The sequence below is a fragment of the Acinetobacter sp. Ver3 genome (genome assembly GCF_000632455.1).
GTDB lineage: Bacteria > Pseudomonadota > Gammaproteobacteria > Pseudomonadales > Moraxellaceae > Acinetobacter.
Window position 1 is genome coordinate 1 of the sequence record NZ_JFYL01000063.1, and the last position, 14,982, is coordinate 14,982.

The window sequence follows — 14,982 nt, forward strand, 5'->3', positions numbered from 1 at the left end:
CGTATAGCGCTTAATCAGCATTTGTAAACTATGACCAAGTTGGTCGGCTACAAACATTGGATTGACGCCATCCATAAGTAACATCGTTGCATAGGTATGTCTCGCATTGTATGCAGGGCGATGACGTATAGAACACGATTTCATTGCTTCTACAAGACGCTCTCATGGTGGTTTTTTATTAAATAATGATTCCTTCATCTTGGGACATAGCATTACATAATCTGTTTGGTAGCCTTGATCCTTTTTAAATTGAAGCAAAGCTTTTAAAGCCAAAGTCAAGCGTTCATTCAAATAGACCTCACGAGAAGTATGTGTTTTGGTCACTTTCTTTTCTAAACCACGTACATGACTTTTGTTAACTTTGAATGTGCCATTGAACCAGTCAATAACACTTTTTCTGAGAGCAATCATTTCTGAAGGTCTACAGCCTGTCCAAAAAGCAAATTCAAAATACTAGCCACAAAATTTATCCTCATCATGTAAGCTTTTGTCGAGCCAAGCTAGTAAGGCTTCCATCTCCTTACGTGTGAAGAGGGCAGGTATTTCTGCCTGAACCTTACGATTCTTAATTGTATGCATAGGATTTGGAGAAATCAGATTATGCTTAACAGCCAATTTAAATACCCCGCTTAGCGTAGTTGCATAGTTATTAAATGTTTTCGCTGTTTGAAAATCACGATCGATGATAGATCTGTTTCATAAATCACAAAACGATCTATCTCTTGCTGATTATTTGTACCGAAAATTTAAAAATCCATACATAATTTGCGGACTAAAATCATCAACTGAAAGAAACTTTTTGATACACATTTCAAGCGATACACAGGCATCTTATAGTCAACCATTGATTTAATGGTTGAATTACTAAAAATGCTTGTGCCTGCTAAAGGTAGACTATTCAAGTTAAGTGAAGAAAATCAGGCTTTACTCCGTCTGAGCTATTGGCGTGTCAGAGCCTACTGCTTCAAGAATCGTCCGCCACGTAAAGGATTGCCTGATCAAGTCCAATCTATTTAATTTACCCGAGAGTCTGCCTGAAGGCGAAGGTATCGACTGGAATGTGGTGATCGTAGATGCCACAGAAACTCCAACACAAAGACCTAAAAAACAGAAGAAAAGCTATAGTGGCAAGAAGAAGGCACATACATTTAAAGTTCAAGCCATTATCTATTATAGAACACAGCAATTTCTGAGTTTATGCACGAGTCGTGGTGCTGTACATGATTTCGAGCTTTTCAAACGCAACTTGAATCCGATTCCTAAAGGTGCTTTTATTCATGCAGATGAAGGCTATCATGGAATCTATGCAATGTATCCAAATAGCTCATTGCCTCTAAAAGCAAAGAGATGCTGCAAACTAGATCCCGAGCTAAAAGTTTACAATTGAGAAATCAATAAAAGAAGAATTGGGATTGAACATGTATTGGGCAGTTTGAAAGCCTTCAAAGTCCTTGCGGCGCGATATCGTAATCGAGTCAAAAGACTAGGTTTAAGATTCAATTAAATTGCTGGAATCTATAACATGGAACTGCATAAAAATGAATTATGAAAGAATTCTATTGTTGAATGTCTTTATCTAAAAAATTATATACCAATTTATCAAAGATAGATGTTTTAAATACAACTCAGAGCTTTGCTGTATTCAAAACAGATTCAAAAGAAATCTCAAGTTTTTATGAAAATTAACTACATACCCCACCAGTAATCGGCTGATTCCTATTTTCTAAGTGCTTGACTGAACTTGCAATACTGATTGAAAGTTGATCAATGGCTTTTTGCGAAACAGTGACTAAAGTGTTTAAGTCTTTATTTTTTTGTGGAATTTCTTCATAAAAACTCATCCGACAACTGAGTTGATGACGTTGAGGTAATGTTTGAGCGTTTTTGGGTATGGATAAGGGGCGATTAGGATCATCATATCTTAAAGTCCAAGTCGCATTCATGAGCATAAAGCGTTGCTGATTTGATTTTTCGATGAAATCAAAGTTAGAAAAATCTAAGGCAATTCGATAAGCTGCTTGTCCACCAGTCATACCACTATTATAACGATCCACTGCACCTAATGTTTGCTGTAAACGCGCAGAAACAGCATCTCTCAATTCAGCCGATAAAGTAGATGTCCAACGATCATCGAACAATACTTTAGCCTGCCCATTTTCTTGTTGAATTACCAATGGAATTCGGTTTAAACGATCGGATAATCCAACAGGAAGCACCTCAATCATCCTCACTTTTAGATTTGACGAAGATGATGTTAGCGTTTGAGTGCTCAATGAATAGAACTTAGGCGTAGGGGATGAAGAGCACCCACTGACGATGAGTGCAAACAAACCAACACTCAAGCTTGAAAGGACTTTTAGGTAGCAGCGTTGCTGAGATTTCAATAATTTATTCTCTGTCATCTTTCTTCGGCTCCGCTGTTTTTCCACGAATCAATGACTCAGGATTTTGTTCTATTTGATCTGCCATCAACTGTAATGAAGCTGCGGCACGGGTAATTTGTTGTAAAGCACGACGTAGATCTTGTTGTAATGGTGCATCACTTGCCAAGATGGTTTCAGAAGACTGAACTGTTTTACGAACATCATCCAAGGTGGCTTGTAAATTAGGCGCAACTTTGCCATCAAGTTGATCGACCAAACTTTTTGAAGATCGTATAGTTTTATCTAAGTTTGCCAAGGTTTGACGAACGTCCTGACCAATTTCAACCAATGGAAATTTAGATACATTATCGGCGATTTGGGACACTTGTGCTTGAAGACCTTTTAATTCTGTTGGAGTTGTTGGAACTTCAACAACACCATCATTTCGACGGATTGCGGTGGCATATTTAGCTTTAGGGAAAAGATCAAAGCTAATGTAGTTTTGACCTGTAAGTAAATTGCCAGTCCGCATTTGTGCTCGCCAACCACGCTCAACAAATTGTTTGAATACTGTACCTTGCGGGTCCAACTCATGACCTCCAGCAATACGTGAAGGATAAACTTCAGCATCAACACGCATTCGAATTTGCGAGTGATTATTGTAGAACTCAGTGTTGATTTTTTTCACAGTACCGACTTCGACACCCATGAAATCAATTAGAGCTCCTACTGATAAACCTCGCAATGACTCATTGAAATACATTACGATCCGTCTTGGATTAAGATCAGGCTCTTTAAGCGCAAGCTTTTCAGAGTCAAATAATTCAAATTTCATTTTATTCGGAGCAGGAGCTGCATCAGAATTTTCAGGATAACCAAATGCGATCCCTCCCGAAATGATGCTTGCCAAAGATTGTGTGTTTAAACTAAAGCCCGAAGCATTCAAATTGACATCTAGACCACTGGCTTGCCAGAAACGCGCATCTGTGGTGACAAATTTGTCATAAGGTGACTTAATGAAAGTTTGAAGTTCAACGCTTTTTCCATCATCAGCCAGTTGGTATGAGGTTACTTGTCCAACGTTGATTCTTCGATAATAAATAGGTGAACCGAAATCGAGCGAACCTAAATCTTGTGCCTTTAAGAAAAAGACTTTTCCAGGAACATCGGAAGTCACGACGGGTGGAGTTTCTAGCCCTTTAAATGAAGTGGTTTTGACATCTGATTTACCGCCATCTACTTCAATATATGCGCCAGAAAGTAAAGTATCGATACCTGAAACCCCACTTGCACCAATACGTGGTCTCACTACCCAAAAACGTGAATCTTCCGTAGCAAAATTACTGGCATCTTTCCGAAGTTCAATTTTAGCAATGATATGAGACCGATCTTCCGAAAGGTCAATTTCGCGTACTAGACCCACATTGACTTGACGATAACGAACTGTAGTTTTGCCAGCTTCAATGCCTTCTGCAGTCCTAAAAGAAACCTCAATAACCGGACCAGTATTCAAATACGCCTTGAGAGCTAATGAAAATGCAATGAGTAATGCAACAATTGGAATAATCCAAATGAGAGAAGGTTTCCATTTGCTACGTTTCTTATCAGGTACACCGACCTGACTCAGAACTTGTTCATCATGAGGATGACCATTACTCGATTGGTTTTCTGACATAGTTATTGATCTTATTAAATCGTAATGTGTTTGTTGTTTGTACGCTTCATCATATGAAGATCAAGCAAGAAGTGAAAGGGTTTTATGTAAATCTCAATGTTCTGTAGCGTCATTTTTTTTTTCATGCTGACTCAGAATTGAAACGTAATAGTTGTCCCAAATGATTCTAGGATCAAAACTCAGTGAGGCTAACATGGTCAAAACCACAACTGCACCAAAAGCGACTGCACCTGTGCCTGCTAAAATAGTTGCCAATGATTGAATTTGGATTAGTGCTGCTAGCATGGCGACAACGAAAACATCAATCATTGACCAACGGCCAATAAACTCCACGACTCTATACATGATCGAGCAATGCTTCGGTGAGAGGTGAATTTTTTTTGAGGCTTGTAAATGTACAGCACTGAGCAGGAGAGCAAGGATGACCAATTTCAGTAGGGGAATAAATATACTGGCAATAAAAATAACGGACGAAACGAAATAGTCACCACTTTTCCAGAAATAGATGACTCCACTCATAATCGTGTCTTGTTGACGACCAAGAATAGATTCTGTAATCGTCATCGGTAAAACATTGGCTGGTATATAAAGAATACTCGCTGCAATTAAATAAGCTAGAGTTCGTTCTAAACTTCGCGTTTTACGGGTATGTAATGGGCTATCACAACGAGTACAGCGGGATTTTCGTGCTTGTTCGATGGCAGACAAAGATGTCATGCGGTTGAGTGTTCCACAGCAATGACAAAGTGTGAGTTCAAGATCAATTGCACGCGGTGCAAGCGTTTCTAAAAAGACAGATTTCTGCACAGTGTGTGGAGAATGCTTCATCTGATCAGGTTGATTCGTATGAGTTGAAGTGATGGTCATGAGATTTGATTTCCATCAATTGCGTTCCATAGATCTTTGATTTTGATTGATACCAAATAGACCAACAAGACACTTAAAATGGCAAATGCCCATAAGGCAATTCCAGGAATCACAACCACCATACCCACTAATTTCACTAAGGTGACCAAAACGCCGATCAGAAATACTTCAACCATTCCCCAAGCTCTCAATTGAAAAAGTGACCGTAATGCGAGTTTAAGTGATGCATACTGTTGGGTTGCAATAATATTTTTATTGAACATTGCCATCAAAAGAATATATCCCATCAGAAGTAAGTAGGCCAAGGGGACAATAAAAGTGGTCATCAGAATAAGAAAGCCTACAAAAGCACGATCTGCCTCGAACATTGCCCAAGCCGCACCCAATAATGTGGTTTCTGAATAAATGCCTTGGAGTTCAACTTTGACAATTGAAAAACTATTGGCAATCGCAAAGATAATTAACGCAGTACAGACTAAGGCCAGCAGTGTGTTAAATGTTGGAATTTTACGATAGAGCTCGGAACCGCAAGCCGAACAATAGGCACGTTCATTCTTATATAAATCGGATTTACGAAAGAGCGTATCGCACTCTTCACAAGCAACATAATTTTGATTGATTTGCATCATTCTTAAATCAGGGGCGCGTTTAGAATCCGATACAGTTTCTACATTCGTTTCAGACATCGTTGTCTCAACTTTTTCATCAATATTCTTGGTTTTTTATTTCTCCCTATAGTTTATATCGAGATTCAATAGGTTTGCCTATGATTATTTTGTTGAATCGAGATACATACCTTTTTGGTTTGGCTTATCAGTGTGTAGTCATGTAACTCAACGAGGGTATAAAAGGGGTTGAAGTGCTCATTGATCAGCATTTGTGTAGTCAAAATGAGGGTGAGTTAAGTTTATATGATGAAATTAAATTAATATTAAATTCAATGATTCAGCGTGAAATTCAAGATACAGCGTGTGCTTCACATAAACTTCATATATCAAGAACTACACTTTATTTAAATCATAAAGATCGATTGCTTAGTTTGGGATGACTGTATGTTGAAAAGCCTCATGCAATGGCTGGATAGTTGGTCCGTAAGCGTACCACATGATGCATTGACCTCTGAGAGTAAACAGATTCAATGGCTCAGAATAATTCCTTTTATCCTACTGCATCTTGCTTGTCTGGCAGTGTTTTGGGTCGGGTTTTCTTGGTTTGCTTTTGCATTTATGTTGTTTTTTTATTTTATTCGCATGTTCGCAATCACTGCTTTTTTTCATCGTTATTTGTCACACAAAACTTTTCAAACTTCGAGATGGCTGCAATTTATCTTTATTTTAATTGGCACAATGAGTGCGCAGCGTGGACCATTATGGTGGGCAGCACATCATCGATATCATCATCGTTATACAGATACTCCTCAAGACCCACATTCATCAACGCATGGATTTTGGTATAGCCATGTCGGTTGGTTTTTAAATGAATATAATTTTTCAACGCGTAAAAGTGTCATTAAAGATTGGCTGAAGTTTCCGGAGCTGATTTGGTTAGACCGTTTTAGTTTGATGATCGTCTTAATAACGGCTATCGGAATTTATGGTCTAGGGGAATGGGTTGCCTTCATGTGGCCGCATTGGGGAACCAGTGGTTTACAGTTATTAGTATGGGGAGGCGCAATTTCTACTGTTCTGCTTATTCATGCCACATTGTGCATTAACTCACTGGCTCACCATTATGGAAGCCGAGATTTTGAGACGAATGATCATAGTCGCAACAACTTATTTTTATCTCTAATTACACTTGGTGAAGGCTGGCACAACAATCATCATTTTTATGCAGGAAGTACGCGCCAAGGGTTCTATTGGTGGCAGATCGATGTGACCTATTACATCTTAAAATTTATGTCATGGTTTGGCTTGGTTTGGGGAATGAAACCCATACCAGCTCGAGTTTATGAAGCAAGTAAAATTACGCGTTCGAAAAAGGCAAAACTCCAACATTCTCAAGTTCAGTCAAAGGAATCAAGATGAAAATTGCAATTATTGGATCGGGTATTTCAGGACTTTATGCAGCTTGGAAGTTGAGTAAGTTGCATGAGGTGACCGTATTTGAAAAGAATAATTATTTTGGGGGACATACTGATACTCATCAATTAAAGATCGATGGTGAGCAAGTTGCAGTGGATAGCGGATTCATTGTTTTTAATGAACACAACTATCCTTTATTTTGTGAGATGTTGAAGGAGCTTGGTGTACAAGCTCAAAGCAGCGATATGGGGTTTTCAGTTAATAATCAGGTCACAGGACTGCAATATAACCCTTCCAAGAAATTCTCATTATTATTCAAACCACAGAACTTTTTAAAGACCCGTTTTAGAGCGATGCTGGCAGATCTATTCAGATTTTATGCAGCGAATAAAGATCTTGATGTAGATGAGACCGACCCGAATTACACTATTGAGCAATATCTCAACGAGCATGGATACTCGGATGCGTTTAGGCAAGAGCATCTCTATCCGATGTGTGGTGCATTATGGTCATGCCCAGTGGAGCAAGCAGGTCAAATTCCATATAAATTTGTAGTCAGTTTTTTTCAACATCATCGTATGTTACAACTCAAAGATCGACCACAATGGTTAACCGTAAAAGGCGGGTCTTCTAAATATATCCGTGCAATTCAAACTCAAGCAAAGCATATTCAGTTTAAAAAAGTAGAGGTGAAGTCAGTTAAGCGCTCAGCAAATGACGTGAGTATTGAAACGGTACAGGGAATTGAACGGTTTGATTGGGTAGTATTTGCAAGTCATGCAGATGACACACTGAAGTTGCTCGCTGAACCGACAGTTAAAGAAATAGAAATATTAGAAAATTTTCAGTATCAAGACAATCATATGGTGGTGCACTCAGATACTAGCATTATGCCAAAATCAAAACGTCAGTGGGCGAGTTGGCATGTGCATGTCACACCGAATAGGGCGGGTCAAGTCACTCCATTTCAGCAAAGTAGTGTCCATTATGGATTTAGTTACTGGATGAATCAGCTACAAAATTTGAAATGTGAAACTCAGATTTTTGCGACATTAAATCCTAATTTTGATTTAGATCCAAACAAAGTCTGGGTTCAGCGTCACTATCGTCATCCTGTATTTAATGCGGAAGCTATTGCAGCTCAGTCAAGATGGTCTGAAATAAACGGTTTAAATCGGACCTATTTTTGTGGTGCTTATTGGGGATGGGGCTTTCATGAAGATGGTGCAAGAAGTGCGTCAAGGGTGGTTGAAGCCTTATTAAACTCATCAAATCAAGCCGCTTAGGAGTACTTATGCAGCTGTATCCGCTTGCAATTGCAGTTGCTGACATTCGTCATCGCCGTTACTTGCCTAAGCCTTATGCTTTTCAGAGTCAGCTGACGTATTTGTGGTTTGATCCAGAACAGCTCGAACACTTCGCGCAAACTTCGATACTTTGGTCAACGAAAAAATGGAACTTTCTGAGCCTAGATTCTGATGACTTCTTGGCAAACTATCAAGGCACGATTCGAGAGAAGGTTCTGCATGTGTTGGAAGAGCATACTTTAGAAGAGCCGACGGAGCTCGCTGAAATTCGGGTGTTGGCTTTGCCGCGCACGCTTGGCTTCAGATTTAATTCGGTGGTTTTTTATTTTCTATTTAATGCCCAGCAAAAATTACAGTTCATTCTCAGTGAAATCACCAATACACCCTGGTTAGAAAGACAGGTATATGTTCACGATTGTCGCACCGGGGGGGAGCAGCATTCCGAATATACGAGCTTCCACTTCCAGTTTGACAAAGCTTTTCACGTGTCACCCTTCATGCCAATGGATCTGAAGTATCAATGGACGTTTAGTTTGGCTGAAAAACAAAATTATGTGCTTATGCAATTGTTTAAAGAGGAAAAATTACAATTCGATGCATCAATGCGTTTTGAGTTAACTCCCATCACACTTCCTTCACAACTTCATCGCTATGCTGTTTTTAAACTATTTGAGCCGATCAAGATGGTTGCAGGTATTTATTATCATGCCTTTAAGCTTTGGATAAATAGAGTTCCATTTTATCGGCATCCCAATAAAACGAAGGATAAGCTGTGATATGAAATCATTGTTAATGGGAGAGCAATCTTCACTACCGCTGGTATTACGTCATTTACTGAAATTAAAACACGGCCAAATTCATTTTAAAGGGATTTGGGAGGGTTCAGTCGGTGAGGTGAGTGATCTAGACGCAGTGATTGAGGTCCATGATGCAAAGTTGATGGATCTACTTTTTCGTCAGGGGGTTCTTGGTGCAGCTGAAGGTTTCATTCAAGGATATTGGACGACACCAGATTTAGTGAAGATTGTGCGAATTCTTGCGAGAAATCGCGATATTTTAGATCGTATGAACCAAAGTGCCTTAGCAAAGGCGAGTCAACTCTTGCTCAAAACTTGGTATGCATCGCGTAAAAACTCATTGGAAGGTAGTCGCAAAAATATTGCTGAGCATTATGATTTAAGTAATGACTTTTTTAAGTTATTTCTTGATCCGAGCATGATGTACTCCAGCGCGGTATTCAAAGATCAATCTATGACTTTGGAACAAGCATCCGATTATAAAAAAGAAATCATATGCCAAAAATTGAAACTTCAACCGATGGATCATTTGGTTGAAATTGGCAGTGGATGGGGTGGTTTTGCGATCTATGCTGCGCAAAACTATGGTTGTAAAGTGACTACTATTACCATTTCTCAAGCTCAATATGACGAAGCTAAAGCTAGAATTGACGCTGCGGGTCTGTCTCATCGTGTTGAAGTTAAATTAAAAGATTATCGTTTACTTGAAGGTAAATTCGATAAATTGGTTTCAATTGAAATGATTGAAGCCGTTGGTGCTCAATATCTATCGACATATTTTGAAAAGTGTAGACAGCTGTTAAAACCTAATGGTTTGGCGCTTATTCAAGCCATCACCATTGAAGATGCGCGATATGAAAAGGCATTGAGTACGGTCGATTACATCAAAAGATACATTTTCCCAGGTAGTTTTATTCCTTGTATCAGCGTGATGACCAACGTTGCATCAGAACAAAAATTACGTCTAAAGCATCTTGAAGATATTGGTTTAAGTTATGCACAAACGATTCACTGCTGGCGTGAACGTTTTCTACAACAGCGTGAGCAAGTTTTAGCACTGGGCTTTGATGAAAACTTTATTCGCATGTGGGATTTTTATTTATGTTATTGCGAAGGAGGTTTTCTCGAAGGCGTCATTAGTGATGTGCATTTATTGTTTGAAGCAAGTCCATACTAAATCAGTGAGAGGACATCTCGATGTTGCTCAATTTATTTGTGATGAATGTTTTCCTGATGCTTTGTGCATGGATTTGGGTGACATTTAATCATCGTGCAGGTTTGGTCGATGTCATTTGGAGCTTTGGAATAGCTTTAAATGTCCTCATCGCAGCAAATGTAATGAATGAAGCCCCTACATCTGTTCGCATTTTTCTAGCGATCGCGAGTGGTCTTTGGTTTCTCCGTTTAGCATGGCATTTATTCAGAAGATATATCCGAGAAGATGCTGAGGACACGCGTTATGCCAATATGCGCCGTGCGATGGGAGACTTTCAACATTTAGGTTTTCTTCTCTTTTTTCTATTTCAGGCTGGGTTGATCTCCTTATTCTCATATCCAATGATCAAATTGCTCAGTATACCTGCGATGCAGTGGAGTAACTCGACAGAACTGCTGCTACTGATTTCAGGATTAATCATGCTGGTTGCATTTATTGGTGAGGCACTCGCAGATCATCAGTTGTATCAATTTAAATTGAACCCGAATAATCGTGGCAAAACGATGGATCAAGGGTTATGGAAATATTCACGCCATCCGAATTACTTTTTTGAATGGATACATTGGTTTGCTTATCCAATCTTAGGTATAGCGGCGGGAACGCCTTGGTTGTGGATCTATCCGGTGTTGATGTGGCTCTTTTTGTACTACATCACGGGTATTCCATTTAGTGAACAGCAAGCGCTCAAAAATCGTGGTGCAAACTACAAGATGTACCAACAAAAAACATCAATGTTTCTTCCTTGGCCACCGAAAAAGTAGGTAATTACATGGATTCAATCGTTCAACAATCGTTAAAACTCATTGAAAGTGGCAAAGTTCCAGATCAAGTGATTCGTCTTGGTATCCAAGCACTTTGCAAAAAACGTCTTGAGCAAGAAGGTCGTTTTGACGCTGTATTCGCTTCACAGCGTTATATGGATGTATTAAGAGACTTGAAAAAAAGTGAAATCGCGATTGATACAGACAAGGCAAATGAACAACATTATGAATTGCCTACAGCATTCTTTCAGGCCGTGTTGGGCAAGCGTTTAAAGTACAGTGCCAGTTTATTCCATGATGCTAAAACCAGTTTAGATCAAGCTGAGGAAAATGCCCTGCAGGTCTACTGTGAACGTGCGCAATTACAAGATGGTCAGGACATCTTAGAAATAGGCTGTGGTTGGGGATCACTCAGTTTGTATATGGCAGAGCATTATCCAAATGCCAACATTACGGTAGTATCAAACTCCAATACTCAACGTCTTCACATTCAACAACAAGCCAAAGAAAAGCAATTTAACAATTTGACAGTCATCACCTGTGATGTAAATCAACTCGAGTTGGAGCAAAACTCTTTTGATCGTGTTGTATCCGTTGAAATGTTTGAGCATGTTCGAAACTATCAGCGATTATTTGCCAATATTAGCCAATGGCTCAAAGCAGATGGTTTATTGTGGTGTCATATTTTCTGCCATCGATTTATTCACTATCCATTTGAAGTTAAAAATGATTATGACTGGATGTCTAAATATTTTTTTACAGGCGGTTTAATGCCTGCTGTTTCGACTTTCCTGCACTTTCAGGATCATTTACAGTTAGAAAACCAATGGCAATGGTCTGGACAACAGTATGAACATACAGCCAATGCATGGTTAAATAATATGGACCAAAAAAAGGACTTACTTAAACCACTATTTAAGCAAACTTATGGTCAAGATGCGGAAATCTGGTGGCAACGTTGGAGAATCTTTTTCATGGCTTGTGCAGAACTGTTTGGTTATGACAAAGGTCGTGAGTGGGTGATTGGCCATTATTTGTTTAAGAAGCGAGCTGTTTGAAGTTCAAACTAAGCTTAGCGATAAGGTGAAGAGGGTACATGTCCATGATGAGGCTATTTAGGGATAAACGCGATCATCCTTTGGGTGAGGTGTTTAACCGCTATTATTGGCTACAAATTGGTCTTATTGCCTTGTCTATTGTGATTGGGATTGGTTGCAGTGCTTGGGTCATTAAAGGAACATTGCTGACCACAGCGCTCGAACAGGAGATGGAGCATTACTGGCAGCGTATGGAGCGTAATCCAGAAGCTGCTTTACCCGACACTAAAAATTTATATGGATATCGTTGGTCCGATGACGAGTTAGCCCCCTCTGAATTTCGTAATTTAAAACTCCAATCGGGTGTACATCGACACTATATCGATGGTAAAGACCGGATGACGGTTTATGGGACACGCAATGGTGAACACGTTTTTTTAGTGTTTGGTGAAAGTAATGTTAATAAGCTTATTTGGCTGTTTGGTTTAGCGCCACTCATGGTCAGCTTATTTTTGCTATACAGTGTGCTGTGGTGGTGGAATCGCCGTGCACGCCGCTATTTTTCGCCCATCACACGCTTAGCCAATGCACTCGAACATATCGATTGGGAACATCAGAATAATCGAGCATCACCATTTAAAGAAATTAAAACAGATTCTAATTTGGAGGCTGAATATCTCAAGCAAGCACTTGAAAAATATCATCAAGTTTTAAGCGAATTCATTCAGCGTGAAAGAGAGTTTACTGGCGATGTTAGTCATGAACTTCGAACACCGCTCACAATATTGAAGGGAAATGTACAACTTTGTCAGGCCCGTTATGGTGATAACAAATCTTTTACTCGATTGCAAAACACAATCGAAGATATGCAGTTATTGGTCGATACACTTTTGGCGATTGCTCGAAATACCACAAGCAATTTACAAAGTGAAAAAACACGCTTATCAGAACTGCTTCAAGATGTTGTAAGTGACTTGAATAGTGTCAGTTTGGCAAAAGGAATGAGTATCGATTTAAACATCGAAGTTAATGAGGTCAAACGTCATTTATATCCATCGATGACAAAAATGGTGTTTAGCAATATTTTAAGAAATGCATTGAATTACTCTCAAGGTACAAGCATTAATGTCATTCTCGAAAAAAATAAAGTGTTGGTCGCAGATAATGGTATCGGGATTGATTTACCGAATAACTCTAAGGTGCAAGAACTAACGAATCAGCAGCTGCAACTCGATATCAAAGGTCATGGTATCGGGCTACAACTGGTTCAAAAATTATGTAAACAACTTGGCTGGAGAGTAGAGTTATTTGATCGTGAATACTATTTGATGACTCATCCAAAAGTTGACTTGTCACTCAGTTCAGGACTGATTGTGGTCGTTTACTTGAATGATCAGCCTCCAAAATAGTGTATTTGGAGGAATTTGATCTGAAGTGCGAATTCAGTAGTAACTAGTTTTTTCAGTAGTAACTAGTTTTATTCAACTGCGATCTTTAGACCTACCCCTGAAACGGTGTATATTAATTTTTGTTCAAACGGCTTATCGACCATTTTTCTTAAATTATAGATATGGCTTCTGAGTGCATCGCTTTCTGGTTCTTCATCCCCCCATAACTCAAGCATGATCTCCTGTTTAGTGAGCACTTTAGGTGAGTTTCGCATAAGTAATTTTAAAAGTTTGAATTGAATAGGTGGCAGTTCGATCATTTGACCTGCACGAGTGATTTGCTGTAAAGCAGGGTCTAATGTGAGATCGTGAATTTTGATTTGGCTGTTAGATACTTCTCCTAATGAGCGTTTGATCAGTGCACGAACACGATAAACCAATTCATTAAAATCAAATGGTTTGACTAAATAATCATCTGTACCTGCTCGGAAACCTTTTAATTTATCATCCAAAGTATCACGAGCAGTCAGCATCAGTACCGGGAGGTCGAGTCCTTGTTCGTTGCGAAGCCATTCACACAGGTCATACCCTGTACCGTCAGGTAAATTAATATCTAACAGTAGAATATGATAAGGATGTTGCTTGAGCAGTTGACGTGCCACAACCAAATTACGCGCATGATCAACCACAAAATTATGCTCTTCTAAAAATTCACATAATGTTGAAGCAAGTTCGTAATGATCTTCGACCATTAAAATAAAATGTTTAGTCATGTCGACACGATTAGTCCAATAATTGCTTTTTTAAAGTATCACTAAATGGAGACGAACCCAGCCAAATTTTAAAATAATCATTGGCATTCATGTATTGAATTTTACCCAAAATTTTTTGATTTAGACTCAAAGTTAAAGTCTGGGTCGTATGGGTATAGCTTAGACTGTAAATATCACCAGATCGAACCGGTTGATACAATTGTGTGATCTGGTCAAGCTGTTTCAACGTATTGGCTTGTTTGACATTTCGTTTGAGAAAGTGCGTTGCAGCCTTTTTAAAAGCCCATTCTGGAATATGTTGAGTATAAGCAAAGTCCATGCGAATATCTTGATTCTTCCAAGTGCTTTGACAATTTTGAGCGAAATAAGTTGCTTTACCGACATTTTTTTGTCCGACTTTGAGGTCTCCTTGACCACACTCACGCACACTTTGTGCATGCGCGAGTGGTAATAAGAATAGACTCAAAGCAGAGAGGGCCATTATTGCGATTTTTTGAAAGGTAATAACCATGCGTATAACCCTCCAGCATATGGTAGTGAGCGAAATAAGCCATCAGCTGGGTCCCAAAAGTCTTGCTGGAACACAATTTTGTCTTGCTCATTGAGTTTTATTTCACTAATTCCATGTGATTCCATGCTTCGAGTCGTGCCGAAGATTTTAAAATCATATGCCATACGCCAATGCACATAGGCTGAGTCGTCAAAATGTGATGTGTTTAGCAATTTGACTGAAACATTACTGACACGGTTATTCATACCTTTGAAATGTTCGAC

At 39.1% G+C, this 14,982-nt stretch carries 14 protein-coding genes and 2 pseudogenes; 8 read left to right on the forward strand and 8 right to left on the reverse strand.

Annotated elements, in window-relative coordinates; translation table 11 throughout:
* Positions 1-687: pseudogene (locus tag CL42_RS13090) on the reverse strand (tyrosine-type recombinase/integrase); the annotation flags it as partial.
* A gap of 259 nt (positions 688-946) precedes the next feature.
* On the opposite strand from CL42_RS13090, the gene CL42_RS17065 reads away from it, so the two are divergent.
* Positions 947-1,387 (forward strand): transposase, encoded by a 441-nt coding sequence (locus tag CL42_RS17065; RefSeq protein ID WP_171076797.1) that lies wholly within the window; start codon positions 947-949, stop codon positions 1,385-1,387.
* 295 nt (positions 1,388-1,682) lie between these two features.
* Here CL42_RS17065 and CL42_RS13100 read toward each other — a convergent pair whose 3' ends face one another.
* The 4 genes from CL42_RS13100 to CL42_RS13115 form a co-directional block, all read right to left on the reverse strand.
* Positions 1,683-2,402 carry a PqiC family protein gene (locus CL42_RS13100; RefSeq protein ID WP_081403296.1) on the reverse strand — a complete coding sequence of 240 codons (720 nt, stop codon included), beginning with the start codon at positions 2,400-2,402 and terminating at the stop codon, positions 1,683-1,685.
* Positions 2,389-4,038, reverse strand: coding sequence for an intermembrane transport protein PqiB (locus CL42_RS13105; protein WP_035269361.1), 1,650 nt, complete (start codon positions 4,036-4,038; stop codon positions 2,389-2,391). The genes CL42_RS13100 and CL42_RS13105 overlap by 14 nt, the downstream gene beginning before the upstream one ends.
* 93 nt (positions 4,039-4,131) lie before the next feature.
* On the reverse strand, positions 4,132-4,866 hold the full coding sequence (locus tag CL42_RS13110; protein WP_051586617.1) for a paraquat-inducible protein A: 735 nt from the start codon (positions 4,864-4,866) through the stop codon (positions 4,132-4,134).
* Positions 4,867-4,901: 35 nt separating this feature from the next.
* Entirely contained in the window at positions 4,902-5,531 is a 630-nt protein-coding gene (locus tag CL42_RS13115) for a paraquat-inducible protein A (RefSeq protein ID WP_035269428.1), read from the reverse strand.
* Between the two features lie 426 nt (positions 5,532-5,957).
* On the opposite strand from CL42_RS13115, the gene CL42_RS13125 reads away from it, so the two are divergent.
* Genes CL42_RS13125 through CL42_RS13155 form a run of 7 tightly spaced genes read left to right on the forward strand, consistent with a single transcriptional unit; the run spans position 5,958 to position 13,456 of the window.
* A complete protein-coding gene (locus tag CL42_RS13125) occupies positions 5,958-6,932 on the forward strand; it encodes an acyl-CoA desaturase (protein WP_035269375.1) in 975 nt (324 codons plus the stop codon).
* On the forward strand, positions 6,929-8,215 hold the full coding sequence (locus CL42_RS13130) for an NAD(P)/FAD-dependent oxidoreductase (protein WP_035269383.1): 1,287 nt from the start codon (positions 6,929-6,931) through the stop codon (positions 8,213-8,215). The genes CL42_RS13125 and CL42_RS13130 overlap by 4 nt, the downstream gene beginning before the upstream one ends.
* Positions 8,216-8,223: 8 nt before the next feature.
* Entirely contained in the window at positions 8,224-9,012 is a 789-nt protein-coding gene (locus tag CL42_RS13135) for a DUF1365 domain-containing protein (RefSeq protein ID WP_035269389.1), read from the forward strand.
* Between the two features lies 1 nt (position 9,013).
* Positions 9,014-10,210 carry an SAM-dependent methyltransferase gene (locus tag CL42_RS13140; protein WP_035269391.1) on the forward strand — a complete coding sequence of 399 codons (1,197 nt, stop codon included), beginning with the start codon at positions 9,014-9,016 and terminating at the stop codon, positions 10,208-10,210.
* A gap of 20 nt (positions 10,211-10,230) precedes the next feature.
* On the forward strand, positions 10,231-11,010 hold the full coding sequence (locus CL42_RS13145) for a DUF1295 domain-containing protein (protein ID WP_035269401.1): 780 nt from the start codon (positions 10,231-10,233) through the stop codon (positions 11,008-11,010).
* 8 nt (positions 11,011-11,018) lie between these two features.
* Complete coding sequence (locus CL42_RS13150) at positions 11,019-12,068, forward strand: SAM-dependent methyltransferase (RefSeq protein ID WP_035269406.1); 1,050 nt, start codon at positions 11,019-11,021, stop codon at positions 12,066-12,068.
* 44 nt (positions 12,069-12,112) lie between these two features.
* Positions 12,113-13,456, forward strand: a complete 1,344-nt coding sequence (locus tag CL42_RS13155; protein WP_035269429.1) for a sensor histidine kinase — start codon at positions 12,113-12,115, stop codon at positions 13,454-13,456.
* Between the two features lie 68 nt (positions 13,457-13,524).
* Here the strand turns inward: CL42_RS13155 and CL42_RS13160 are convergent, their stop codons facing one another.
* From CL42_RS13160 to CL42_RS13170, 3 genes and pseudogenes are all read right to left on the reverse strand, one after another.
* Positions 13,525-14,208 carry a response regulator transcription factor gene (locus CL42_RS13160; RefSeq protein WP_035269409.1) on the reverse strand — a complete coding sequence of 228 codons (684 nt, stop codon included), beginning with the start codon at positions 14,206-14,208 and terminating at the stop codon, positions 13,525-13,527.
* Positions 14,209-14,218: 10 nt separating this feature from the next.
* Positions 14,219-14,719 (reverse strand): chalcone isomerase family protein, encoded by a 501-nt coding sequence (locus CL42_RS13165; RefSeq protein WP_035269422.1) that lies wholly within the window; start codon positions 14,717-14,719, stop codon positions 14,219-14,221.
* Positions 14,689-14,982, reverse strand: a pseudogene (locus tag CL42_RS13170) (nuclear transport factor 2 family protein); the annotation flags it as partial. The gene CL42_RS13165 and the pseudogene CL42_RS13170, both read right to left, overlap by 31 nt.